This window comes from Pseudonocardia sediminis (genome assembly GCF_004217185.1).
In the GTDB taxonomy this organism is placed as follows: Bacteria; Actinomycetota; Actinomycetes; order Mycobacteriales; family Pseudonocardiaceae; genus Pseudonocardia; species Pseudonocardia sediminis.
In genome coordinates this window covers 1211897-1234411 of the sequence record NZ_SHKL01000001.1, presented here as the reverse complement: position 1 = coordinate 1234411, position 22515 = coordinate 1211897, and the positions used below count along the sequence as shown (strand labels likewise).

The window sequence follows — 22515 nt, the reverse complement described above, 5'->3', positions numbered from 1 at the left end:
GGCACCCTCGCCCACCCGGGCGGGGGTGCCGTTCTCCGTGTGACGGGTCAGGTGCGGGCGCAGAGGCCCTTGGCGGCCAGGACGCGGGCGACGGCGCGGTCGTTGTCGGCCGCGGTGATCTCGCCCTTCTCCAGGGCCTTCTCCGCGGCGTCGAGCAGCGGGGCGACCTTCGTGACGTTGGAGAACAGCGCGATGTCGGTGCCCGCCGCGAGGGCCTTCGTGGTGGACGCGGCCAACCCGAAGCGGTCGGTGATGGCCTTCATCGCCCCGAGGTCGTCGGTCATCACGACGCCGTCGAAGCGGTACTCCCCGCGCAGCAGCTCGTAGACGGCCGGCTCCAGCGAGCTGGGCACGTCCTTCGTCAGGCCGGGGACGTCGAGGTGCCCCACCATGACGCCGGTACGCCCGTCGAGGGGCCTGCCCGCGCCGACGAGGTCGCCGTACGGCAGCAGGTCGCGCTGCTTCAGCTCGGACAGCGGCGGGGTGCTGACGGCGCCCTTGTGCGAGTCGCCGCTGGAGTGCCCGTGGCCGGGGAAGTGCTTGAGCATCCCGTAGACGCCGCCGGCCTCCTGGCCCTGCGCCCAGGCCAGGGCGTAGCGGGTGACGACGGCGGGGTCGTCGGAGAACGAACGGTCGCCGATCACGTCGCTCTTCGGCTGGTCGGAGGTGTCGACGTCCGGGGCCAGGTTCCAGGTGACGCCGCGGGCGCGCAGCTTCTCGGCCCGGTCCTTCGCCAGTGCGGTGACCTGCTCCGGGGTCTTCGACGCGGCCATCGACCGGGCGCTGGGCAGCTCGCCGTCGAGGTCGTCGATGCGCTGCACACGCCCGCCCTCGTCGTCGACGGCGACGGCCAGCGGGGTGCGGCTGACCTTCTGCACGGCCTCGAGCTTCTCGTTCTGCAGCAGCGCGGTCTCGTTGCCACCGAGGAAGACGCCGCCGACCTGCGAGTCGCGCACGATCGTGACGGCACCGGCCGGGTCGGCGGCGTCGACGCCGACCATCAGACGCTGGGCGAGACGGTCGCGCGTCGACAGCGCGTTCACCATCCCGGTGCAGTCCGGGAGCCCGGGCGCGGCCTGCGGCACGGCGGCGGGGCTCGCGGGTGCGGCCGGGGCCGGCGCCGGTGACGTGGAGGCGGTCGGGCTCACCTGCGTGCCCATCGCCGTCATGCCCACCCCGGCGCCGAGTGCCCCCACCACCAGGGCGGACAGGCCGATCCCGATACGGCGACGTCGACGGCCGGTGACGGGGTGGGAGCGCAGGCGAGAGGACATCGCCGTCCATTGTGACGGCAGGTCCCCGTCGACGGGCGGTGTGGGCCGGGGGCGTGTCGCCCCCGGCCGCTCAGGCGGGCAGGGCCGGGACGCGCTCGGAGGCCGGGGGCGGGCCGGGCGGGGTGCCGTCGCCGAAGGGGCGACCGCCGAGGGACTCCCGGCCGTGCTCGGTGAGCCACCCCGAGGTGTCCGGTCCGAGCGGCACCACACCGGACGGGTTCACCGAGGAGTGCACGCCGTAGTAGTGCTGCTTGATCTGGTCGAAGTCGATGGTGTCGCCGAAGCCGGGGGTCTGGAACAGGTCCCGGGCGTAGGCCCACAGCACCGGCATCTCGGTGAGCTTCTGCCGGTTGGCCTTGAAGTGGCCGTGGTAGGCCGCGTCGAACCGGACGAGGGTGACCCAGAGCCGGACGTCGGCCGCCGTGATGGTGTCCCCCACCAGGTACCGCTGTCCCGCCAGCCGGTCGGAGAGCTCGTCGAGGCGGGCGAACAGGGCTCCGAACGCCTTCTCGTAGGCGGCCTGGGTGGTGGCGAACCCGCACTTGTAGACGCCGTTGTTGACGTCGTGGAAGATCCCCTGGCCCACGGCGTCGATCTCGTCGCGGTACTTCTCCGGGAACAGGTCCGGGGCGCCCTCGCGGTGCAGCGACGACCATTGCGTGGCCAGGTCGAACTCCAGCTCGGCGTAGGCGTTCGTGGCGACCTTGCCGGAGGCGACCTCGACCATCGCCGGGACGGTGACGCCCTTGTCGTAGCCGGGCACGGCCTTCTCGTAGGCCTCGCGCAGGTACTCGATCCCCAGCACCGGGTCCTTGTCGCCGGGGTCGAGGTGGAAGCGCCAGCTGCGCTCGTCGTGCAGCGGTCCGGCGATCCCCATCGAGATCGCGTCCTCGAGCCCGAGCAGCCGGCGGGCGATCACGACCCGGTTCGCCCACGGGCAGGCGCGCGCCGCCACGAGCCGGTAGCGCCCGGCCTCCACCGGCCACGGCGACGACCCGTCGGCGGTGATGCGCTCGGCCACCCCCAGCGCCTCGCGGACGAACTCGCCGGACTCCGCATCGGTTCCCATGCCGGGAAACCTAACGCTGCTCCCCCGCGCCCGCTCGTGATCGAATCAGCGCATGGACGACCTCGAGCGGGCACTGCGGGAACTCGTCCGGCCGGGTGATCGCGTCGCCCTGGCCGACGCGTGCGGCGCCCCCTACGCGCTCCTGGGGCCGCTCAGCCGCGTCGCGGCGGCCGCGGGCGGTGTCCGGCTGGTCCTGGGCTGGGTACCGGCCCCGCTGCCCCGCCTCGACCCGGCCGCGTTCGCCGACGTCCGCACCGTCGTCGGCGGGCCCGGCGTCCGGGCGATGCTCGACTCCGGCGCGGCGACCACCGTCCCGTGCCGTCTCTCGGCGACCCCGGCGCTGCTCACCGGGCCGCTGCGCCCGGACCTGCTGCTGGCCACCGTCGTCCGCGACGACGACGGGCTGCGCTTCGGCGCCGAGGTCTCCTGGATGCAGGCCCTCGTCGACGCCGGCGTGCCGGTCGCGGCCGTGGAGTCCCGCTCCGCGCCGCACGCGACCGGCGGCCCGACGCTGCCCGACGGCGCGGTGACGGTGCTCGGCGTCGTCGACGGGCCCGAGGGTGCACCGGCCGACGTCGCCACCCCGGCGCCCACCGCCGACGACGAGGCCATCGCGGCCCACGCGGCCGCGCTGGTGCCGTCCGGGGCCCGGATCCAGTTCGGGCCCGGGCGCCTCGCGGCGGCGCTCGTCTCGGCGCTGCAGGTGCCGGTACGGGTGGACTCCGGGCTGATGTCCGACCCGGTCGTCGACCTCGACGAGCGCGGCCTGCTGCTCGGCACGCCGACCGCGCTCGGGCTCTACGGCACGAGCCGGCTCTACGACTGGGCGCACGGGCGCGGCGTGATCCGCCGGGTCGAGTACACCCACGACATCTCCCGGCTCTCGGCCGCGGACCCGTCCCCGCTCGTCGCGTTGAACACCGCCCTGGAGATCGACGCCGACGGCCAGGTGAACGTCGAGGGCATCGGCCCCTCGGCAAACGGGATGATCGGCGGCCACCCGGACTTCGCCGCGGCCGGCGCGCGCGGGCCGGGCCTGTCCGTCATCGTGCTGGCGAGCGCCCACAAGGGCCGCCCGACGCTCGTCGAGCGCCTGTCGCGGGCCGTCACCACGCCGTCGCACGACGTGGACGTCGTCGTCACCGAACGGGGCACGGCGGACCTGCGGGGCCTCGGACGCACCGAACGCCGTGCTGCGCTGGAGACACTCTGGGGACACCCGACGGTCGCCTGATTGGCACGAACGAGTGAACCTCAGTTCGTTGTGTGATGCACTTCACAAGGATACGTTCTCGATACGGTGACGGCATTCCACGGTGACGGAGCGGTGATCTGGCCCACCGGGACCCGCCCTCGGTCCACAGGTCGCCGACCGCGCGGCACCGTCGTGTCACACGCCGATGACGGAGCAGTTCAGCGCGCACGCACGGTGATCCGTCCGGGCCGCCGCGACGTCGCGATCAGCGCCCCGCCTGTGGACAGCCACCTCCTTCTCGTTGCGTATAACACAACAAATCGTCCCGTTCCAGACCCCTCACCACAGGTCCGGACAGGACGGGCGCCCCGAACTACGGTCATCTCGACCCGCAGCGACCCGATCTTCGGAGGAGACGCGGAACAGATGACGGCCGATCACCGCACTGACAACGAGCAGCCCGAGCTCGGCAGGATGGCCCAGGAGTTCGGCGACAAGCCGCTGGACGTCCGGGAGTCGACGCACTACAAGCACGAGTACGTCCAGACGTTCGTCGACAAGTGGGATGAACTGATCGACTGGAAGGGCCGGTACGAGAGCGAAGGCAAGTTCTTCGTCGACCAGCTCCGCCAGCGCAACGTGCGCAGCGTCCTCGACGTCGCGACCGGAACCGGGTTCCACTCGGTCCGGCTGCTCGAGGAGGGCTTCGACACCGTGTCCGCCGACGGCAGCGCCGAGATGCTCGCCAAGGCGTTCGCGAACGGCATGAAGTACGGCGGGCACATCCTGCGCGTCGTGCAGGCCGACTGGCGCTGGCTCAACCGGGACGTGCACGGCGAGTACGACGCCATCATCTGCCTGGGGAACTCGTTCACCCACCTGTTCTCCGAGCGCGACCGGCGCAAGGCGCTGGCCGAGTTCTACGCGATGCTCAAGCACGACGGCGTCCTGATCCTGGACCAGCGCAACTACGACTCGATCCTGGACAACGGGTTCTCGAGCAAGCACCAGTACTACTACTGCGGCGAGGACGTCGTCGCCGAGCCGGAGCACATGGACGAGGGCCTGGCCCGGTTCAAGTACACGTTCCCGGACAAGTCCGAGTACCACCTGAACATGTTCCCGCTGCGCAAGGACTACACGCGGCGGCTCATGCACGAGGTCGGTTTCCAGCACATCGAGACCTACGGCGACTTCCAGTCGACCTACCGCGACGAGGAGCCGGACTTCTTCGTCCACATCGCGGAGAAGGCCTACCGCGAGGAGGTGGACCCCTCGTGAGCGCCCAGCAGGCGGAGGCCACCGCACGCAGCTACTACGACTCCGAGGACGCGGACACGTTCTACTCCAGCGTCTGGGGCGGCGAGGACATCCACGTCGGGCTCTACGCCACCGACGACGAGGAGATCGCGCCCGCCAGCCGCCGGACCGTCGAGCGGATGGGCGAGATCGCCGGCATCGGGAAGGGCACCGAGGTGCTCGACCTGGGCGCCGGATACGGCGGTGCCGGGCGGCAGTTGGCCAAGCGCCTCGGCGCGAAGGTCACCTGCCTGAACCTCTCGCCGGTGGAGAACGACCGCAACACCCGGCTCACCTCCGAGCAGGGGCTGAGCGACCTGGTCTCGGTCAGCACCGGCTCCTACGAGGACGTGCCGCTGCCCGACGCCTCGGTCGACGTCGTCTGGTCGCAGGACGCGTTCCTGCACTCCGGCGACCGGGACAAGGTGCTCGACGAGGCCGTGCGGGTGCTGCGCCCGGGCGGGCACGTCGTGTTCACCGACCCGATGGCCGTGGACGGGGTCGACCAGTCGGAGCTGACGCCGATCCTGGACCGCATTCAGCTCTCGACGATGGCCACGCCGGGCTTCTACACGGCGGGCCTGGAGAAGCGCGGGATGACCGGCGTGACGTTCCACGACCACGCCGCCCAGCTGCCGACGCACTACCGGCGGGTCCGCGAGGAGCTCGTCGCCCGTGAGTCGGAGCTGCGCGCCGCGATCAGCGAGCAGTACATCACCAACATGAAGGCCGGCCTGCAGCACTGGGTCGACGGCGGCAACGCCGGCAACCTGACGTGGGGCATCTTCCACGCCGTGAAGGGCTGACGGTCCCGCTCCACCCGCAACGACGAACGGCCCGCCCGGTCATCGACCGGGCGGGCCGTCTCGCGTCGTGACCGGCGTGACGGGTCAGTTGTCGTCGCCGTCGTCGTCCTGACCGTTCTGGTCGTCGTCGCCGTCCTGGTCGTCATCGTCGCCCTGCTCGTCGCCCTGCTGTTGCTGCTGGGTCGGCGCGGGCTGGGCCTCGCCGCCCCCGCAGGCGCCGGCGGTGGTGAAGACGAGCGCTCCGGCGGCCAGCGTTCCGACGACGGTGCGAGTCAGCGTGTTACGTCCCATACGTCTGATTCTTCCACGTCCGGGTGACCACGTCGCCGCAGGAGGGCACCGCCCCGGAACCCGTCGCTCAGAAGTCCAGGAACCGGCGGATCTCCTGCAGCGTCTCGTCGGGCTGCTCGTCGACGAGGAAGTGCCCGGCGCCGTCGAGCGCCCGACCGCTCACGAGCGACGGATCGGCCGCGTAGGGACGCCACACGTCGAGCGGGTCCTCCTCGCCGCCCCCGACCACCCCGGCGCCGCCCCAGAGCACCAGCAGCGGGCAGGAGACCCGCACGCCTGCACGCGCCGACTCCGCGTCGAGGCCCAGGTCCACCGAGACGGCCGCGCGGTAGTCCTCGAGCATCGCGTGCCGGATGTCGGCGTCGGCGAAGGCCCGCTCGTACTCCGCGAGGGCCTGCGGCGGGTGGATGTCCAGGCCCTTGCCGCCCCAGCCGCCGAGCAGCGAATGCAGGTAGGCGATCGGGTCGCCGGCGATCAGCCTCTCCGGCAGCGGAGACGGCTGCAGGTAGAAGAACCAGTGGTAGTAGGCGGTCGCCAGGCGCCGGTCGACGTGGGAGTACACGTGCTCGGTCGGCATGATGTCGAGGACGCCGGCCCGGGTCACGGCCGACGGGTGGTCGAGCGTCATCCGGTGTGTCACCCGGGCGCCGCGGTCGTGCCCGATCACGGCGAACTCGTCGAAGCCCAGCTGCGCCATCACCGCGACCTGGTCGGCCGCCATCGCGCGGAAGGAGTACCCGGCGTGGTCGTCGCGCTCGGCCGGTCGGCCGGAGTCGCCGTAGCCGCGCAGGTCCGGGCACACGACGGTGTGCGTGCGGGCCAGCTCCGGGCCGATCCGGTGCCACAACGCGTGCGTCTGCGGGAATCCGTGCAGCAGGAGCACCGGCGGGCCCTCGCCGCCGGTCACGCCGTGGATCCCGACGGTCTCGCCGTCGCCGGTGACGGTCAGGTCGAACGTGCGGAAGTCGTCGAACACGTCACGAGTGTGCCCGGCCCCCGCGGGCCTCGAACACCCAGTTGCGCAGCACCAGGAACCGGCCGACCCCACCGGCGATGCTGGCCACCGCGACGGCCACCGCCTCCTGCAGCGGCGACGCCGACGGCACGACGAGGTGCAGCACGAGCAGCACCGCCGAGGTGTAGCCGGCGTAGAACGCGACCGTGCCGACGTCCTGCACCCACTCGCGCAGACGGTGCGCGCGGGCCCCGCCGAACGCGAAGCGCCGGTTGGCCTCGGTACTGACCGCCGTGGTGATCACCAGTGCGACGAGGTTGGCCGGGACGGCGTCGAGCCACGGCCGCAGGGCCAGGAACAGCACCGCGGTCAGGCCGGTGCTCCCGCCGCCGATGATCGCGTAGCGGATGAGCTGGACGATCGTGCGATGGCTGCGGCGCCACTGCTGGATCCGGTCCCGCAGGGCCGGGGCCGCGGGCTCCGACGTCTGGTCCCGGGAGGGCGCCGGAAGGCAGCGACCGGCGCCCGAGGTGGGTGCGGCGTCCAACGTGCCTCCTGGTCCGGGGGTCCGTCCGGCCGGGCGGCGGACTCGGCCGCCGCCCGTGGACGTTGTTCGCAGATATACCCCATCCGGATCACCACCAACCGGGGCGCACCCGGACTCCGGGCGAGATCACACCCCCGGACCAGCGGAAACACCCGGATCGGGCATCTCGCCCACGGTAGAACCTTCAGGCAACCCTCAGCAGTCGAAGAAGACCGTCTCCCGCTCGCCCTGCAGGTGGATGTCGAACCGCAGGCGCCCCTCGCCGTCGGGTACCGCGACCAGCGTGTCGCGACGCTCCGCCGGGACCGACGTCAGCACCGGGTCCGCGGCGTTCGCCTCGGCCTGCTGCGGGAAGTACACACGGGTGACCACCCGGTCGAGCAGTCCGCGGGCGAACACCGACACGGTCAGGTGCGGGGCCTCCGTCGCGCCGTCCTCGGCGGGCAGCGCGCCGGGCTCGAGGGTGCGGATCTCCCAGCGACCCTCGGCGTCCGTCGCCGCGCGGCCGAAGCCGCGGAAGCCGGGCACCGACGGCGTGACGGCGCCGCGCGGGTCGTCGGGGTGGTCGAAGCGCCCGTCCGGATCGGCCTGCCAGGTCTCGATCATGGCGTCGGTGACGATCTCACCGGCGCCGTCGAACACCGTGCCGCCGAGCAGGACGGCGCCGGGCGTCCCGGCCGGGACGACGTCGGCGCCGTCGTCCCAGGTCAGGCCGAGCGCGAGGTACGGACCGACGGTCTGCGACGGGGTGACCCCGTAGGTCGCGCTCATGCGTGCGGCTCCTCGAAGACGCTCTGCTCCCGGCCGCGCAGCACGATGTCGAACCGGAACGCCAGGGCCCACTCCGGGCGGGTGGCGTCGAGGTCGAACGTCGACACCATCCGGTGCCGTGCGGACTCCGGGACGGAGTTGTAGATCGGGTCCTGGGCGAACAGCGGGTCGTCCGGGAAGTACATCTGGGTGACCAGGCGCTGCGGGAAGGCCTGGCCGAAGAGCGAGAAGTGGATGTGCGCGGGCCGCCAGGCGTTGTGGTGGTTGCCCCACGGGTAGGCGCCCGGCTTGATCGTGGTGAACGAGTAGTTCCCCTGGGCGTCGGTGAGCACCCGGCCGCCGCCGGAGAAGTTCGGGTCCAGCGGTGCGGGCCAGTTGTCGCGGGCGTGGCGGTAGCGCCCGGCCGCGTTGGCCTGCCAGACCTCGACGAGGGTGTCCGGCACCGCGCGTCCGTCGGAGTCCAGGACGCGGCCGAACACGACGATGCGCTGGCCCTGGGCCTCGCCCCCGCCGGGCTCGTTCGCGTGCTGGGTGGTCAGGTCGTGGTCGTTCGGTCCGATCGGGCCGGGCAGCAGCGGGCCGGTCACCTCGGTGAGCCGGTGCGGCAGCACGATCGGGGCCTGCGACGGGGCGCGCAGCCCGGTGCTGCGGTAGCCGGAGAAGGTCAGCGGCGGGTTGGTGCCGGCGGGGACCGGCGCGTACCCCGCGGGCCGTTGGGTGGTGGTCATCTCGGAGCCTCTCAGATCGAGCCGTGCGGCAGGCCGACGTAGTTCTCGGCGAGGCCGGTGGCGGCCGCGCGCGAGGTGGCGGTGTAGCGCAGCTGGGACAGCTGCAGGGCCCGGCCGAACGCGTCACCGTTCGGGTCGGTGTCGTCGAAGCGGTGCAGCATCGACGTCATCCACCAGGAGAAGTGCTCGGCCCGCCAGACCCGGCGCAGGCACGTCGCCGAGTACTCGTCCAGCCCGGTCTCGGAACCGCTGCCGAAGAAGCCCGTGAGCGCCTCGGCCAGCACCCGGACGTCGGCGATCGCGAGGTTCATGCCCTTGGCCCCGGTCGGCGGCACGATGTGCGCGGCGTCGCCGGCGAGGAAGAGGCGCCCGTGCCGCATCGGCTCGGCGACCATGCTGCGCATCCCGGTCACGCTCGGCTTCTCCAGGAACTCGCCGGTGTTCATCCTGAAGCCGTCGCAGGCCAGGCGGGTGTCGAGCTCGTCCCAGATCCGCGACGACGACCAGTCGCCGGCCTCGGTGTCCGCGGGAACCTGCAGGTACAGGCGGGTGACCTCGGGGCTGCGCATCGAGTAGAGCGCGAACCCGCGGTCGTGGTTGGCGTAGACGAGCTCGTCCTGGGTCGGCGCGGCCTTGGCCAGGACGCCGAGCCAGCCGAACGGGTAGACGCGCTCGGCGATCCTCAGCGCGCCCTCGGGGAACGCCCCGCGGCAGACGCCGTGGAAGCCGTCGCAGCCGGCGATCACGTCGCAGCGCAGGGTCCGGGCGGTGCCGTCGGCGGCGGTGTAGGTGATCGACGGGGCGTCGGTGGCGATGTCGTGCACCGCGACGTCGGAGACCTCGAACTCGACCGGCTCGGACCTCGTGTCGACGCGGTCGGCGATCAGGTCCTTCACGACCTCCTGCTGGCCGTAGACGACGATCCCGCGCCCGACCAGGTCGTCGAAGTCGATGCGGTGGTCGGTCTGCGGGGACGCGGTGTCCTCGGCGAAGCGCAGCGAGATCCCGCTGTGCGGCATGCCCTCGCGGTCCAGGCGGCCGGCGACCCCGGCCTCGCGCAGCAGCTCGACGGTCGGGGCCTCCAGCACCCCGGCCCGGACCCGCTGCTCGACGTAGGCGCGGCTGCGCGACTCCAGCACCACCGCGTCCACGCCGGCGCGGGAGAGCAGCGTGGCCAGCAGCAGGCCGGCGGGCCCGGCGCCGACGATGCCGACCTGGGTGCGGGACTCGCTGCGGTGCGTCATGGGGCTCACTCTCTCCCGGCTGCTCCCGTGCCCTCGACTCGCCTTCCGTTCTGCGGAAGACTCGATCCGGTGAGCCCCCGATCAGTGGTGACCGCGCGGGTGCTCGACGTGCTCGGAGCGTTCAGCGAGGACTCCCCCGAGCTGGGCCTGACCGAGATCTCCCGGCGCACCGGGCTGCCGCTGACCACGGTGCACCGGATCGCCGGGGAGCTGACCGCGGGCGGGGCGCTGGACCGCGGCGACGACGGCCGGTTCCGGATCGGGCTGCGGCTCTGGGAGATCGCGGTGCTGGCCCCGGCGAGCACGGTCCTGCGCGAGCAGGCGATGCCGTTCCTGGAGGACCTGCACGAGGTGACCCGGGAGAACGTCGCGCTCGCGGTGCTCGACGGCGCCGAGGTCGTCTACGTCGAGCGGCTCTCCGCCCGGGACGCGGTGTCGATCGTGTCGCGGTCCGGGTCGCGGCTGCCGGTGCACGCGACCGGCGTCGGGCTGGTGCTGCTCGCGCACGCCGCACCGGACGTCGTCGAGCAGGTGCTGTCGCGGCCGCTGCGCCGGTTCACCGAGTACACGGTGTGCGACCCGGCGCGGGTGCGGGCGGCCCTCGGCGAGGCCCGCAACTGCGGCTTCGTGATCAGCGACCGGCAGATCGAGGACGTCTCGCTCTCGGTCGCGGCGCCGGTGCGCGACCGGTCGGGGCGGGTCGTCGCCGCGTTGTCGGTGGTCGTCCGCGCCGACGGGACGAACCCGCACACCTACGTCCCCGCCGTCCGCGCCGCCGCCCGCGGCATCAGCCGCGCCCTGGGCGCCCCGAGCTGACCCGCGCCGGCATGCGTCCCGCAACGAGTGTGGCCTCCGTGGCGCGTGACGCGACGGAGGGCGCGCTCGTGCGACGGCCCCCGGGCGTACGACGGGGTGGGCGAAGATCGTGATCGATCCGATGCGGTGGTGCGGTCGGCGGTGCGGGCCCGGCCGTGCCACCGTGTCGCCGTGCGTGATTTCCGGATCGACATCCCCGACGCCGACCTCGACGACCTGCGCGAGCGACTGGCCCGGACCCGATGGCCGGAGCCGGCCACGGTCGACGGCTGGATCCAGGGCGTCCCGCTGGACTACGCGCAGGAGCTCTGCGAGTACTGGCGCACCCGCTACGACTGGCGGCGGGTCGAGGCCGAGATCAACGCCTGGCCGCAGTTCCGCACCGGCCTCGACGGCGGCGGGGACGACTCGGTGGAGATCCACGTCGTGCACGCGCGGTCGAAGCACGAGAACGCGCTTCCGCTGCTGCTCACCCACGGCTGGCCCGGGTCGATCGTCGAGTTCCTGGACCTGCTGCCCGCGCTGACCGACCCGGAGGACCCGGCGGACGCGTTCCACGTCGTCCTCCCGACGCTGCCCGGGTACGGGTTCAGCGGCAAGCCGGCGGTGTCCGGCTGGGGCGTCGAGCGGATCGCGGTGGCCTGGGCGCAGCTGATGGACCGGCTGGGCTACGAGCGCTACGTCGCCCAGGGCGGCGACTGGGGCTCGATGGTCACCTCGGCGCTGGGCACCGCCGACCCCGAGCACATCGCCGGCATCCACCTGACGATGGCGCTGGCCGAACGCCCCGAGGACGACGACCAGCCGCTGTCGAAGGACGAGAAGGAGGCGAAGAAGTTCGCCGAGAGCTTCCGCCGGTTCGGGCAGGGGTACTCGGCCGAGCAGTCCACCCGGCCGCAGACGATCGGCTACGGGCTCCTGGACTCCCCCAGCGCGCAGTGCACCTGGATCATGGAGAAGTTCTGGGACTGGACCGACTGCGCCGGGCACCCGGAGAACGCGATCGGACGCGACCGGCTGCTGGACAACGTGATGATGTACTGGCTCGGCGGCGCCGGCGCGTCCTCGGCCCGGCTGTACTGGGAGAGCTTCGCCCGCCGCCGGATGGACGAGGTCACGGTGCCGACCGCGGTGGCGCAGTTCCCGCACGAGATGGTGCGCCTGCCCCGGCACTGGCTGGAGCGCCGCTTCACCGACCTGCGCTCGCTCACCACACCCCCGGCGGGCGGGCACTTCGCCTCGCTGGAGCAGCCCGAGACGTTCGTCGACGAGCTGCGCGCGTTCTTCCGGACGGTGCGCTGAACGGGTCGTGCGCGGATATCGCTGCCCTGGCATCGATATCCGCGCACGGGGTGTGATCAGTCGAAGACCAGCACCGACGCGGTGAAGCCGTGCAGGTGGTTGCGCCCTCCGACCGGGCCGATCTCGCCGGCGGCGAAGAACCCGGCCACGGCCTGGTCGGGGTTCGACGCCCGCACCACGCGGACGTCGTGGTCGGCCCCACCGGACTCGGGGCCGAACATGCTCGCGCCGCGGCCGTTGCAGGAGAACAGCAGCGCGCCCTGCGCCGGTCCGCTGCGCACCGCGCGGGCGAGCAGCTCGGTGAGGTTCTGCTCGGCGCCGGCGGCGTCGCGGACCTGGAAGCGCACGGTCTGCCCGACCTCCAGGACGTCGCCGACGACGACGGCGTCGCGCTCCTGCTCGACGCCGAGGACGGCGCGGATCAGGAAGTCGCCGCGGCCGTGGTCGTCGGCGTACTCGTCCATCGCGATGCCCAGGTGCAGCCCGCGCAGCGCCAGCTTCTGCTCCGCGGCCGGCAACGCCCCGACGATCTCGCGCAGCCGGGCCAGGGCGGGCCGGCCGGCGAGCTCCAGGAGGAGGTTCTGCTCGGTACGGGTGACGACCATCGGCGGCCCGATCGGGCGGCAGCCCTGGCTGACCACGGTCCGGGCCTGGGCCTGGCCGCCGAACAGGATGCCGACCGCACCTGTGGGCAGGACCTCGCCGTCGGCGAACAGGCGGTTGCCGCCGGGCCCGCCCGGCGCGCTGGCCAGGCCCCCGACCAGCGGGAACCCCGGGTGCGCCGTGTTCATCCGCTCCAGCAGCCCGCCGACCGGGAACGAGTACGGGTCGGCCAGGAGCATCGCCACCGTCGCGTCCGCACCCGGGGTGGACATGCCGCGCACCGAGAGCGTCCCGTCCTCGGCGGCCTGGGCCGTGAGGCGCATCGGGGTGATCGACGTGCCGGGCAGGGTCGCCGCCCAGACCGCCACCGACGCGGTCTGCTCCACGCCCCGGCCGTCGCCGATGACGCCGTGCGCCGTCGCTCCGACGGCGGCACGGGCGCCGGCCAGCTCCATCACCCGGGCCCCGGCCCGTTCGGCCTGCTCGAGGTCGCCGTCCCCGCCCGGACAGACGAAGAACACGAGGAGGTCCGGGCGGATGCCGTCGAGCGGCGCGAGTGCCTGGGCCACCGCGACCTCGGCCGCGCCGACCAGGTCGGGGCCGACCGCGAGACCGTCGCCGAACCGGCGGGTGGCCACACCGGTGACGCCGGTGGGTGCCGCGTCGTCCGTGTCCCTCATGATCCCTCCTCCGCGGCGCTGCGTCCCTCGTCCGCCGATCCGCCGCCCCCGGGAAGCTACGCAGCCCGATCGGGCCCCGCCACGCGACGATGGGCCGAACGGAGCAGTGACGGGCCCGGATCTCAGGCGTGCCGTTCTCAGGCGTGCCGGTGGGTCTCGGCGGGCAGCCGGCGGGGCCGGGGCCAGAGCCGGGCGCGCACCACGGCCACGACGTCGGCGGGGCCGAGGGCGCGGGAGTCGGTGGAGCCGAACGGGTTGTCCCCGCGCACCCACCAGGCGTCGTCGACGGGGTGCTCCGCCCGTTTCACCGACAGCTGCTCCGGACGCGCCGGCCACCGCACCAGCACGACGTCACCGGCGCGCACGGCGCCCCCGAACCGGACCAGCACGACGTCGCCGTCGGCCAGCGTCGGGGACATCGACGGGCCCCGCACCGCGACCCTGCGCCAGCGCACGGGGACTCCTTCCGTCGGTCCGTCCACACGGGCGTCGGATGCTGCCGCGGCCCGCCCCCGAGGGTAGGGTCGTACGCGCCAGAACGATCATCCATCAGGGAGGACCCATGCGGATGCTGTCCCGCATCATCCACCCGCAGCTGGAGGCCACCGCACACTGCGACCTCCCCTGCGGCGTGTACGACCCGGCCCAGGCCCGTATCGAGGCCGAGTCCGTCAAGGCCATCCAGGAGAAGTACCAGGGCAACGACGACGCGGACTTCCGCGCGCGCGCCATCGAGATCAAGGAGCAGCGCTCCGACCTGGTCAAGCACCACCTGTGGGTGCTGTGGACCGACTACTTCAAGCCGCCGCACTTCGAGAAGTACCCGGAGCTGCACGAGCTGTTCAACAAGGCCACCAAGGCCGCCGGTGCCGCCGGCACCAAGGGCTCGAACGACCCGAAGACGGGCCAGGAGCTGCTCGACCACATCGCCCAGATCGACAAGATCTTCTGGGAGACCAAGCAGGCCGCCTGACCCAGGTGACACGAAGCGGCGCCGGCCGGCGGGAACCCACTCCCGCCGTCCGGCGCCGCTGTCGTCGTACGGACGGTCTGCGGACGAACCGGTGGTGACGCCCCGAACGTGACCTGAGCGGGCCCCGCCCGGTGCTACCGTCGGCCCGGCTCCCGACCCCGGCCACCTGTGTCACGGCATCCGCCGGCACCGCCCGATCAGGGAGTCTCCGCCTCGGCCACGTCCCGGATCGCACCTGGAGTCGCGTCGGGCCCGGAGCTCCTCAGACCTCACGGAGCACCCATGCACACTGTCGAGACCGTCAGCCTGGACGACGCCCGCCGCGTCATCGCCGCCGGAGAGGAGGCGGCCCTGGCCGAGGGCCAGCCGGTCAACATCGCGGTCGTCGACGTCGGGGGCAACCTCGTCGCCCACATCCGTCAGGACGGTGCCTGGCTGGGCAGCGTCGACATCGCGATCAACAAGGCCTACACGGCCCGGGCGTTCGACCTCTCGACCGCCGACCTCGCGAAGAGCTCGAAGCCCGGAGGGCAGTTCTACGGCATCCAGGAGTCCAACCACGGCCAGGTCATGATCTTCGGCGGTGGTGTCCCCCTGCTCTCCGGCGAGACGGTCGTCGGCGGGGTCGGCGTCAGCGGCGGCACCGGCGAGCAGGACGAGACCATCGCCGCGGCCGCTGCGCAGGCTCTCTGATCGGACATGCACGGTGACGCCGTCGCCCGGACCCACCCCGGCGATGGCGTCACCTCGTGCTGTCGGCCTCCGGCGTCGAGCTGCCAGAACGATCATCGGGGACCGGTTCCACAGGTTGCTGCAAGCAACTTGCATCAGAGTACGTCTCGCAACGCGGGACGTCCATGCATGATGACCATCTTTCGCGGGTATCCCGCTCTTGCGAGATAGTGGCTGTTGAGTCCACTTCCCCGAAACCCAGGAGGTCACCACCCGATGGCCGAGTACACGCTTCCGGATCTCCCGTACGACTACAACGCACTGGCGCCGCACATCGCGCCGGAGATCATGGAGCTGCACCACTCCAAGCACCACAACACCTACGTGCAGGGCCTCAACGGGACCCTGGACAAGCTGGCCGACGCGCGCGAGAAGAACGACTTCGGCGCCATCGTGGGGCTCGAGAAGACCCTGGCGTTCAACCTCGGTGGTCACGTCAACCACTCGATCTTCTGGAACAACCTCTCCCCGAACGGCGGCGACAAGCCCACCGGCGAGCTCTCCGCCGCGATCGACCAGGACTTCGGGTCCTTCGACGCGTTCCAGGCGCACTTCACCGCCGCCGCGACGACGATCCAGGGCTCCGGCTGGGCGATCCTCGGCTGGGACGCCCTCGGCTCCCGGCTGCTGATCCACCAGCTCTACGACCAGCAGTCGCAGCTGCCGGCCGGGCAGGTCCCGATCGTCATGCTCGACATGTGGGAGCACGCCTTCTACCTGCAGTACAAGAACGTGAAGCCGGACTACGTCAAGGCCTGGTGGAACGTCGTCAACTGGGCCGACGCCGAGCAGCGTCTCGCCGCCGCCCGCAAGGGCGTCTGAGCACCCTCGCGACACGCGAGAGCCCCGCTCCGGATCCTCTCCGGGCGGGGCTCTCGTCGTTCCTGGACGATGGTGCTCAGCCCCGGGGCAGCCCGCCCGCGGCGCGCAGCAGCAGGTGCATGCCGAGGTCGACCGAGCGTTCGCGGACGTCGGAGCGGCTGCCCGGCAGCTGCGGGTCGCGCGCGATCACGCCGCCGTCGGCCGTCGTCACACAGAAGCAGACGTAGCCGACGGGCTTGGCCTCGGTGCCGCCGTCCGGGCCCGCGACGCCGGTGATGCCGATGCCGACGTCGGCGCCGAAGCGCTCGCGGGCGCCGTCGGCCAGGGCGCGGGCGACCTCCGGCGACACCGCGCCGTGCGTCTCGATCATCTCCGCCGGCACGCCGAGCAGCGAGGACTTCGCCTCGTTGGAGTAGGCGACCACTCCCCCGGACACGTACGACGACGAACCCGGGCGGTCGACGAGGCGCCCGGCGAGCAGGCCGCCGGTGCAGGACTCCCCGGTGGCCACGGTCAGGCCGTGCTCGCCGAGGGCGCGGGCCAGCAGCTCGTCGGTGGTCGTGCCGTCGGCGCTGACCAGGTTGCGCCGGTGCACCTCGACGATCCTGTCGGCCAGGGCCTCGGCGGTCGGCTCCGCGCCGGGCAGCGGGTGCAGGTCCACCTCCAGCTCGGAGCGGCGCAGGCAGGTCGTGACCTCCACGCGGGCCAGCTCCGGGAACTCCCCGGAGGTCTCGATCTCGCGCAGCGTCGCGGCGATCTCGGACTCGGGCAGGCCGAAGAACCGCAGCAGGCGGGGCTCGGCGTGCGGGACGCCGGCGAGCAGCTCGGCCATCGGCGGCGAGGACAGGGCCGAGGGCCACATGCCCTGCAGCTCCCGCGGCGGCCCGGGCAGCACGACGACCAGCGGTCCCGTCGCACCGCGCAGCACCAGGCCGGGCGCGGTGCCGACCGGGTCCAGCACCGACGCGCCCTCGGGCACCATCGCCTGCTTGCGGGTGGCCTCGTCGAGGGCGGCCCCGTCGAAACCGCTGCGCGAGGCCCAGCGCGCGATCTTGGCGTTGATCACCTCGCGGACGTCGTCGTCGAGGTGGGACTCCACGCCGCAGAACCCGGCGACGACCTCGGCGGTCAGGTCGTCCGCGGTCGGGCCGAGCCCGCCGCTGGTGACCACCAGCTCGATGCCGTTGCCGGAGACGAAGTCCAGGGCCGAACGCAGGTCCTCGGGACGGTCACCGACCAGCATCAGCTCGGAGACCTCGAACCCCAGCCCGCCCAGCTCGCGGGCCACGAACGGGCCGTTCGCGTCCTGCACCAGACCGGTCAGCAGCTCGCTGCCGGTGACCAGCACGGCGGCCTTGGGACGGGTGGTGGCGGCGGGATCATCGGACATGGGCCGAACCTACCCGCGCGATCCGGCGGTCGCCGAGGTCAGCGGTGCGGCAGCGCGTCCGACCCCAGGGCCGCGAGCGCCGACTCCCGGCCCACCCGGACGGCGTCGCCGACCGGGCCCGGGTCGACGGTCAGCGCGCCCATGCCGGTCCCGGTGGACGGCTCGATCGCGGCCACCCGCGCGCCGCGCAGGCCCGGGTGCGCCGGATCGGTGACGAGCGCGAGGTCGGCGCCGTAGCGGGCCTCGCCCTGGGTCAGCGTGCCCAGGCCCGGCGTGAACCGGTCCAGCAGCCGGGCCCACCAGGGGATCCGGACGTCCGGGTCGAGGCGCAGGTCCGCGGTCGGGCGCGAGAGCAGTACGAGGACGTGCGTGGCGCCGCCGCGCACCGCCCGGGCCAGCGCCAGCGGCTCCCCGATCGACCCGTCCACCCAGCGGCGGCCCTCGTGTTCCACGGCCGGCCCGGCGATCACCGGGATCGCCGCGCTGGCGCGCAGGCCGCGCCGCCACGCGTCCGGGTCGGTGAGCCCGCCGAGCACGCGCGGTCGCAGGTCGTCCACCGCCGTCGCGACGAGCCGGACCCGCATCGGGCTCGCCAACAGCGCGTCCCAGGGCATCGGCTTGGTCCCGCCGAGGACACCGTACAGGAGGTGGTCGAGCGAGAGCACCGGGCGCCGGCTCGCGAACCGGCGCAGATCGACGAACGCCCGCGACGCCAGATCCTCCGGGAACGACGCCGCCGCACCGGCCGCGTGACCGGCCGCGAAACACGCGGCGAGGAAGGAACCGGACGAAGCACCGTAGATCTCGTCGACGGCGTCGCGTAACCCGATCGAGTCCAGCGCATCCAGCATTCCCGCTGGATAGGCCCCCCGCATGCCTCCGCCCCCGACCACCAGCGCCACCCGATGGGGGTCCCGACGCGCCGAAGGACGGCTCCCCTCGGCGTGTCGTCGCCGGAGGAGTGACACCACATCGGGGTCGCCGAGCAGGGTCCGGGCCCGCGGCCGATCACTCACCTGATCAGCCTAGGCCGCTGATCAGCTCGGACGGACCGTGTTCCGGTGCACACCCACCGACCGGGTGACGAAACGGAAGAGCATCACGCAAAGCGACGCTGAGCACGTTTTCAGCGACTCTCAGTGTCCCCACAGCCGTCGTGCGGACACTTACGCCTATGGCACAGAACGAACCGACCTGGGTGGGCGAGCTCGACCGGCTCGCTCCGCTGCACGACCTCCAGGTCGGCACGGGCTACCGCGCGGCCCGTCTCCTGGTCACCGTCGCCGGCACCCCGCAGGGCCAGGTGACCGTCCCGATGCGGGACGGCCGGGCCACCGCCGCCGACCTCGCCGCCGCCGTCGCACCGCTCGGCCCGCCGGCCGCGGTCCGGGGCGCACCGACGTCGACCGAGCCGATCACCGTCGTGATCGCCACCCGCAACCGCGCGGAGAGCCTGGGCCGCTGCCTGCGCAGCGTGCTCGCCTCCGACCACCCGGCGCTGCAGGTCGTCGTCGTCGACAACGACCCCGTCGACGAGAGCACCGCCCGGATCGTCGACACCTTCGCCAGCCCGCGGGTGTGCTACGTGCGTGAGGCCCGCCGCGGCGCGTCGGTCGGGCGCAACCGCGGTCTCGCCGAGGCCCGCACCGAGGTCGTCGCGTTCACCGACGACGACACCGAGGTCGACCGCTCCTGGGCCTCGCGGATCTCGGGCGCGTTCGCCGCGGACCCGGCCCTGGCGTGCCTGTCCGGCCCGGTCCTGGCCGCGCGCCTGGGCACGCCGGAGGAGAGGGCCGCCGACGTCGCGCTGGCCTGGAACAAGGGCTTCGTGCCGCGCACCTTCTCGATGGCCGCACCGCCGTCGGACTCCCCGATCTTCCCGTTCTCCCCCGGCCTGTTCGGCATCGGCGCGAACCTGGCCGTGCGTGCGGCGCAGGCCCGCGCCGTCGGCGGGTTCGACGAGGCGATGGGCCCCGGTACCCCGACCCACGGGGGCGAGGACTGCGAGTTCATGGTCCGGATGGTGCTGGCCGGGCACACGCTGGGCTACGTCCCCGGCGCCTACGTCTGGCACCACCACCGCGTCGACCAGGCCGCGCTGCGCGTGCAGCTCGAGGGCTACGCGGTCGGGCTGGGCAGCTTCCTGGCCAAGGTCGCGCTGAGCCCGCAGGGCCGCGCGGCGGCGATGCGCCGGCTCCCGGCCGCGATCGCGCGGCTGCGCCACATCTCCGACCGCGAGGCCGGTGCCGGCGACGCGATGCCGGCCGACGCCGACCAGACCCGCACCCGCGGCCTGCTCGCCGGGCCCGGCGCCTACCTGCGCTCGCGCCGCGCGGTGCGCCGCGCCGGCGGCACCGTGCCGGCGCTGATGCCCGCTTGCAGCGACGCGCCGACCGCCGCGCTGCACCGCGACGAGGTCCTCACCCCCTGACGGGCCCGGGGAGGATCTCGGGCCGCTTCGCCGCGGCCGCGAGCAGCTCCCGCGGACCGGTCACCAGACGGCGCTGCGACAGGTCCATCAGCCCGAGCGTGCACTCCACGTCCGCGGCGAGGGTCGCCTCGACGGGTGAACCGTCGACGTCGTGGTCGCGCACGATCCGGTGACTCATGGTGAAGGACCGGCCCTCGCCGAACGCGATGTCGGAGTCCACCTCGATCTCCTCGCCGGCCCGCAGCTCGGCCCGGAACGCCACCGTCGTCGCGAGGAGGACGACGGTGACGCCGTGCTCGCCGAGAGCGGCCTGCGACAGCCCCGCCACGCGGAAGTGCTCCATCCGGGCGTGCTCGGCGTACTGGTGGTAGACGGCGTGGTTGACGTGGCCGTTCACGTCGACCTCGTAGCTGCGGACACCGATCCGGACCCGGAACTCCCCGGGCGTGGCAGACGTCATGCAGCACAGGATCTCAGGCCCGTCGCCGTCGTGGATCACCCGTTCGCCCCGGCCGGGTGGTGTTGTTGTGTGTCACACCCCGCGCCCTTAGGGTTGATCCCGAGCCTGACTAGGCTGTTGCGGGGACGGCACGGAACATCGATCCAGCGTCCGAGTCGATGCGTCACCGAGAGTGACGATCCACTCAACCGGTCCGACCCGTCCCGGACCCGGTGACCTGTCGAGGGAGCACGGTGCACATGAGCAGTGAGACGCCCACCGGTGTGGGGGACGGGACGACCCCCGACGTCGGCGAGGTCGTCCGCTTCGAGGTCGTCGCGCACGGGAAGGACGCCGTCGTCGTCCACGTGCACGGCGAGCTCGACACGATGACGGCGCCGGTGCTGCGCGAGCAGCTCTCCGGCCAGATGCCCTCGGCCGACCTGCTGGTGGTCGACCTGTCGCGGGTGACGTTCCTCGGTTCCGCCGGCCTCGCCGCGCTGGTCGCGGTGAAGGACGAGGCCGACGGCTCCGGGCACCGCCTGCGGCTGGTCTGCGGCTCGCACACGGTGACCCGCGCGCTCGAGGCGACCGGGCTGCTGTCGATGTTCGACGTCGCCGACGGCGTCCCGGAGGCCCTGCACAAGGCGGGCTGACGCGGGGCATGGAGGCGTATGGGTGCCTGGTGGCCCCCGCGGTCTTCAAAACCGACGTGGCCGAGCATCTCGGCCAGGCGGGTTCGATTCCCGTCCGCCTCCGCCGGCCCGCTCTCCGGCGGGCCGTCCCCGCCGCCGACGCATGACCTGCGACGATGTCGCGATGACGGTTGCCGATCGGGGTGTGCGCACTCCCGCGGACCCGGTCGGTATCGCGGGCGCGGTCCGCGCCGGGCGGCGCACCGCGTCCGACGTCGCGGAGAGCGTCCTGTCCCGGGTCCGTGCGCGTGACATCGCACCCGCGCTGTTCGCCGGCGTCGACGCCGAGCGGCTCCGGGCCGAGGCCACCGCGCTGGACACCCGCGCCGACCGGTTCGCGCTCCCGCTGGCCGGGGTGCCGGTCGCCGTCGAGGACGGCATCGACGTGGCCGGGCGCGCCACCCGTCACGGTTCCACCGCCACCGCCGACACCCCCGTGCGTCGTGACGACGTCCTGGTCCGGCGCCTGCGCGCGGCCGGTGCGCTGGTGGTCGGCACGACCATCGCCCCCGAGCTCGGTCTGGGCCGCGACGGCGCACCGGGCGGGCGCGCCACCGCCGCCGCGACGGGTGAGGGCCTGGCCGCGCTGAGCATCGGCATCGACGGCGACGGCGCGCTGCGGGCCGCCGCCGCGGCGCACGGGCTCCTCGCGCTCACCCCCGGACGCCGGGAGCTCCCGCTGCCCGGCGGCGCTCCGCGCCTGTGGTCCGGCCTGGCGGGGACGACCGTGCTCGCCGCCGACGTCGACGGCGTACGGGTGGCCTTCGAGGTCCTGCGCGCCTCCCGCGCGGGGGCGGTGCCCCGGCAGGGCACGGCGCCGGGCTGGGCCTCCCCCGGCGGCGCTCTGTTCCCGCCCGGGAGGGCGCCCCGCCCGGTGACCGTCACCGACGGCGTCGAGGACCTGCCCGCGCCGCGGGCGGTGGCCTGCTCGCTGCGCTCCGGTCGCGGGCTCTGGGCCGACCCGCGGTCCTGCGGTGCGGTGCACGCCGCGGCCCGGCGGCTCGCCGAGTCCGACGTCGCGGTCTCCGCCGACGACCCGCCGTACCGCGCGTGGCTCCCGGCGCAGGTGTCGCGACGCCGGGACGCGGGCGTGGCCCGGCGTGTCGACGAGCTCGGCCTCGACCCCGACCTCCTCGGACCGGACGTCCGCGCCGCACTGCGCCGCGACCGGCAGGTCCGGCGTCTCGGAGGGCCGCGCCCGGCCAGCCCCGGCCGGTGGCGTCAGCGGGCCGTCGCCCTGTTCGACGACGGCGGCTACGACGTGCTGCTGCTGCCCGCCCCCGCGGATGGGGAGCCACCGGCGTGCCTGAGCGCGTGGAACCTGGCCGGGCTGCCGTCGCTGGTCGCGCCCGTGCGGTGGGGCGACGAGCGCCGCCCGGTGCAGCTGGTCGGCCGGGCCGGGTCCGAACGCCTGCTCCTGGGCACGGCCGCGCTGCTCGAGGAGCGGTAGCGA

At 73.4% G+C, this 22515-nt stretch carries 22 protein-coding genes, 1 tRNA gene and 1 pseudogene; 11 read left to right on the top strand and 13 right to left on the bottom strand.

Features of this window, described 5'->3' with window-relative positions; all coding sequences use genetic code 11:
- Nucleotides 1-47: 47 nt before the first annotated feature.
- Together EV383_RS06030 and EV383_RS06025 are read right to left on the bottom strand one after the other, a co-directional pair.
- Nucleotides 48-1274, bottom strand: coding sequence for a glycoside hydrolase family 3 N-terminal domain-containing protein (locus EV383_RS06030; RefSeq protein WP_130288984.1), 1227 nt, complete (start codon nucleotides 1272-1274; stop codon nucleotides 48-50).
- Nucleotides 1275-1344: 70 nt separating this feature from the next.
- Nucleotides 1345-2343, bottom strand: a complete 999-nt coding sequence (locus EV383_RS06025; protein ID WP_130288983.1) for a glutathione S-transferase family protein — start codon at nucleotides 2341-2343, stop codon at nucleotides 1345-1347.
- A 52-nt stretch (nucleotides 2344-2395) separates the two neighbouring features.
- On the opposite strand from EV383_RS06025, the gene EV383_RS06020 reads away from it, so the two are divergent.
- Both EV383_RS06020 and EV383_RS33045 read left to right on the top strand, forming a co-directional pair.
- On the top strand, nucleotides 2396-3577 hold the full coding sequence (locus EV383_RS06020; protein ID WP_130288982.1) for an acetyl-CoA hydrolase/transferase C-terminal domain-containing protein: 1182 nt from the start codon (nucleotides 2396-2398) through the stop codon (nucleotides 3575-3577).
- A gap of 387 nt (nucleotides 3578-3964) precedes the next feature.
- Nucleotides 3965-5643: pseudogene (locus EV383_RS33045) on the top strand (glycine/sarcosine N-methyltransferase).
- A gap of 84 nt (nucleotides 5644-5727) precedes the next feature.
- Here the strand turns inward: EV383_RS33045 and EV383_RS06010 are convergent.
- The 6 genes from EV383_RS06010 to EV383_RS05985 all read right to left on the bottom strand — a co-directional run bounded on the left by EV383_RS06010 (nucleotide 5728) and on the right by EV383_RS05985 (nucleotide 10179).
- Nucleotides 5728-5934, bottom strand: coding sequence for a hypothetical protein (locus EV383_RS06010; RefSeq protein WP_130288981.1), 207 nt, complete (start codon nucleotides 5932-5934; stop codon nucleotides 5728-5730).
- 67 nt (nucleotides 5935-6001) lie between these two features.
- A complete protein-coding gene (locus EV383_RS06005) occupies nucleotides 6002-6910 on the bottom strand; it encodes an alpha/beta fold hydrolase (protein ID WP_130288980.1) in 909 nt (302 codons plus the stop codon).
- Nucleotide 6911: 1 nt separating this feature from the next.
- Nucleotides 6912-7436 carry a GtrA family protein gene (locus EV383_RS06000; RefSeq protein ID WP_130288979.1) on the bottom strand — a complete coding sequence of 175 codons (525 nt, stop codon included), beginning with the start codon at nucleotides 7434-7436 and terminating at the stop codon, nucleotides 6912-6914.
- Nucleotides 7437-7631: 195 nt separating this feature from the next.
- Nucleotides 7632-8207, bottom strand: coding sequence for a protocatechuate 3,4-dioxygenase subunit alpha (gene pcaG / locus EV383_RS05995; protein ID WP_130288978.1), 576 nt, complete (start codon nucleotides 8205-8207; stop codon nucleotides 7632-7634).
- Nucleotides 8204-8935 (bottom strand): protocatechuate 3,4-dioxygenase subunit beta, encoded by a 732-nt coding sequence (gene pcaH / locus EV383_RS05990; RefSeq protein WP_130288977.1) that lies wholly within the window; start codon nucleotides 8933-8935, stop codon nucleotides 8204-8206. The genes pcaG and pcaH overlap by 4 nt, the downstream gene beginning before the upstream one ends.
- An 11-nt stretch (nucleotides 8936-8946) precedes the next feature.
- Nucleotides 8947-10179 (bottom strand): 4-hydroxybenzoate 3-monooxygenase, encoded by a 1233-nt coding sequence (locus tag EV383_RS05985; RefSeq protein ID WP_130288976.1) that lies wholly within the window; start codon nucleotides 10177-10179, stop codon nucleotides 8947-8949.
- A 69-nt stretch (nucleotides 10180-10248) separates the two neighbouring features.
- On the opposite strand from EV383_RS05985, the gene EV383_RS05980 reads away from it, so the two are divergent.
- On the top strand, nucleotides 10249-10995 hold the full coding sequence (locus EV383_RS05980; RefSeq protein WP_130288975.1) for an IclR family transcriptional regulator: 747 nt from the start codon (nucleotides 10249-10251) through the stop codon (nucleotides 10993-10995).
- Between the two features lie 171 nt (nucleotides 10996-11166).
- Nucleotides 11167-12297 (top strand): epoxide hydrolase family protein, encoded by a 1131-nt coding sequence (locus tag EV383_RS05975; protein WP_130288974.1) that lies wholly within the window; start codon nucleotides 11167-11169, stop codon nucleotides 12295-12297.
- A gap of 56 nt (nucleotides 12298-12353) precedes the next feature.
- Here the strand turns inward: EV383_RS05975 and EV383_RS05970 are convergent, their stop codons facing one another.
- The gene (locus EV383_RS05970) at nucleotides 12354-13580 is read right to left on the bottom strand and encodes an FIST signal transduction protein (RefSeq protein WP_130288973.1); all 1227 of its coding nucleotides are present in this window, start codon (nucleotides 13578-13580) and stop codon (nucleotides 12354-12356) included.
- 137 nt (nucleotides 13581-13717) lie between these two features.
- On the bottom strand, nucleotides 13718-14035 hold the full coding sequence (locus tag EV383_RS05965) for a S26 family signal peptidase (protein ID WP_278044813.1): 318 nt from the start codon (nucleotides 14033-14035) through the stop codon (nucleotides 13718-13720).
- A gap of 107 nt (nucleotides 14036-14142) precedes the next feature.
- Here EV383_RS05965 and sodN point away from each other — a divergent pair, with 107 nt between their 5' ends.
- From sodN to EV383_RS05950, 3 genes are all read left to right on the top strand, one after another.
- Nucleotides 14143-14553: a superoxide dismutase, Ni gene (gene sodN, locus EV383_RS05960; RefSeq protein ID WP_130288972.1), complete on the top strand. Its 411-nt coding sequence runs from the start codon at nucleotides 14143-14145 to the stop codon at nucleotides 14551-14553.
- A 282-nt stretch (nucleotides 14554-14835) separates the two neighbouring features.
- Complete coding sequence (locus EV383_RS05955) at nucleotides 14836-15246, top strand: GlcG/HbpS family heme-binding protein (RefSeq protein WP_130288971.1); 411 nt, start codon at nucleotides 14836-14838, stop codon at nucleotides 15244-15246.
- Nucleotides 15247-15501: 255 nt separating this feature from the next.
- Complete coding sequence (locus EV383_RS05950) at nucleotides 15502-16107, top strand: superoxide dismutase (protein ID WP_130288970.1); 606 nt, start codon at nucleotides 15502-15504, stop codon at nucleotides 16105-16107.
- A gap of 76 nt (nucleotides 16108-16183) precedes the next feature.
- Here the strand turns inward: EV383_RS05950 and EV383_RS05945 are convergent, their stop codons facing one another.
- Nucleotides 16184-17497, bottom strand: coding sequence for a competence/damage-inducible protein A (locus tag EV383_RS05945; protein ID WP_130288969.1), 1314 nt, complete (start codon nucleotides 17495-17497; stop codon nucleotides 16184-16186).
- 38 nt (nucleotides 17498-17535) lie between these two features.
- Nucleotides 17536-18390, bottom strand: a complete 855-nt coding sequence (locus EV383_RS05940; RefSeq protein WP_278044812.1) for a patatin-like phospholipase family protein — start codon at nucleotides 18388-18390, stop codon at nucleotides 17536-17538.
- Between the two features lie 281 nt (nucleotides 18391-18671).
- Here EV383_RS05940 and EV383_RS05935 point away from each other — a divergent pair, with 281 nt between their 5' ends.
- Nucleotides 18672-19928 (top strand): glycosyltransferase family 2 protein, encoded by a 1257-nt coding sequence (locus tag EV383_RS05935; RefSeq protein WP_130288967.1) that lies wholly within the window; start codon nucleotides 18672-18674, stop codon nucleotides 19926-19928.
- On the opposite strand, the gene EV383_RS05930 is transcribed toward EV383_RS05935, so the two are convergent.
- Nucleotides 19918-20388, bottom strand: coding sequence for an acyl-CoA thioesterase (locus EV383_RS05930; RefSeq protein ID WP_130288966.1), 471 nt, complete (start codon nucleotides 20386-20388; stop codon nucleotides 19918-19920). The genes EV383_RS05935 and EV383_RS05930 overlap by 11 nt on opposite strands.
- Nucleotides 20389-20627: 239 nt before the next feature.
- Between EV383_RS05930 and EV383_RS05925 the strand changes: the two genes are divergently transcribed.
- From EV383_RS05925 to EV383_RS05915, 3 genes are all read left to right on the top strand, one after another.
- Nucleotides 20628-21023 carry an STAS domain-containing protein gene (locus EV383_RS05925; protein ID WP_165438248.1) on the top strand — a complete coding sequence of 132 codons (396 nt, stop codon included), beginning with the start codon at nucleotides 20628-20630 and terminating at the stop codon, nucleotides 21021-21023.
- A 10-nt stretch (nucleotides 21024-21033) separates the two neighbouring features.
- Nucleotides 21034-21126: transfer RNA gene (locus tag EV383_RS05920), tRNA-Sec, on the top strand.
- 60 nt (nucleotides 21127-21186) lie between these two features.
- The gene (locus EV383_RS05915; RefSeq protein ID WP_165438247.1) at nucleotides 21187-22512 is read left to right on the top strand and encodes an amidase family protein; all 1326 of its coding nucleotides are present in this window, start codon (nucleotides 21187-21189) and stop codon (nucleotides 22510-22512) included.
- Nucleotides 22513-22515 lie beyond the last annotated feature (3 nt).

Excerpts from the sequence above, each read along its gene's own strand:
- EV383_RS05915 (WP_165438247.1), top strand. The coding sequence starts at position 21,187 with ATGACGGTTGCCGATCGGGGTGTGCGCACTCCCGCGGACCCGGTCGGT.
- pcaH (WP_130288977.1), bottom strand. The coding sequence starts at position 8,935 with ATGACCACCACCCAACGGCCCGCGGGGTACGCGCCGGTCCCCGCCGGC.
- EV383_RS06030 (WP_130288984.1), bottom strand. The coding sequence starts at position 1,274 with ATGTCCTCTCGCCTGCGCTCCCACCCCGTCACCGGCCGTCGACGTCGC.
- EV383_RS05950 (WP_130288970.1), top strand. The coding sequence starts at position 15,502 with ATGGCCGAGTACACGCTTCCGGATCTCCCGTACGACTACAACGCACTG.
- EV383_RS06020 (WP_130288982.1), top strand. The coding sequence starts at position 2,396 with ATGGACGACCTCGAGCGGGCACTGCGGGAACTCGTCCGGCCGGGTGAT.
- EV383_RS06010 (WP_130288981.1), bottom strand. The coding sequence starts at position 5,934 with ATGGGACGTAACACGCTGACTCGCACCGTCGTCGGAACGCTGGCCGCC.
- EV383_RS05925 (WP_165438248.1), top strand. The coding sequence starts at position 20,628 with ATGAGCAGTGAGACGCCCACCGGTGTGGGGGACGGGACGACCCCCGAC.
- EV383_RS05970 (WP_130288973.1), bottom strand. The coding sequence starts at position 13,580 with ATGAGGGACACGGACGACGCGGCACCCACCGGCGTCACCGGTGTGGCC.
- EV383_RS05945 (WP_130288969.1), bottom strand. The coding sequence starts at position 17,497 with ATGTCCGATGATCCCGCCGCCACCACCCGTCCCAAGGCCGCCGTGCTG.
- pcaG (WP_130288978.1), bottom strand. The coding sequence starts at position 8,207 with ATGAGCGCGACCTACGGGGTCACCCCGTCGCAGACCGTCGGTCCGTAC.
- EV383_RS05955 (WP_130288971.1), top strand. The coding sequence starts at position 14,836 with ATGCACACTGTCGAGACCGTCAGCCTGGACGACGCCCGCCGCGTCATC.
- EV383_RS05935 (WP_130288967.1), top strand. The coding sequence starts at position 18,672 with ATGGCACAGAACGAACCGACCTGGGTGGGCGAGCTCGACCGGCTCGCT.
- EV383_RS05930 (WP_130288966.1), bottom strand. The coding sequence starts at position 20,388 with ATGACGTCTGCCACGCCCGGGGAGTTCCGGGTCCGGATCGGTGTCCGC.
- sodN (WP_130288972.1), top strand. The coding sequence starts at position 14,143 with ATGCGGATGCTGTCCCGCATCATCCACCCGCAGCTGGAGGCCACCGCA.
- EV383_RS06025 (WP_130288983.1), bottom strand. The coding sequence starts at position 2,343 with ATGGGAACCGATGCGGAGTCCGGCGAGTTCGTCCGCGAGGCGCTGGGG.
- EV383_RS05985 (WP_130288976.1), bottom strand. The coding sequence starts at position 10,179 with ATGACGCACCGCAGCGAGTCCCGCACCCAGGTCGGCATCGTCGGCGCC.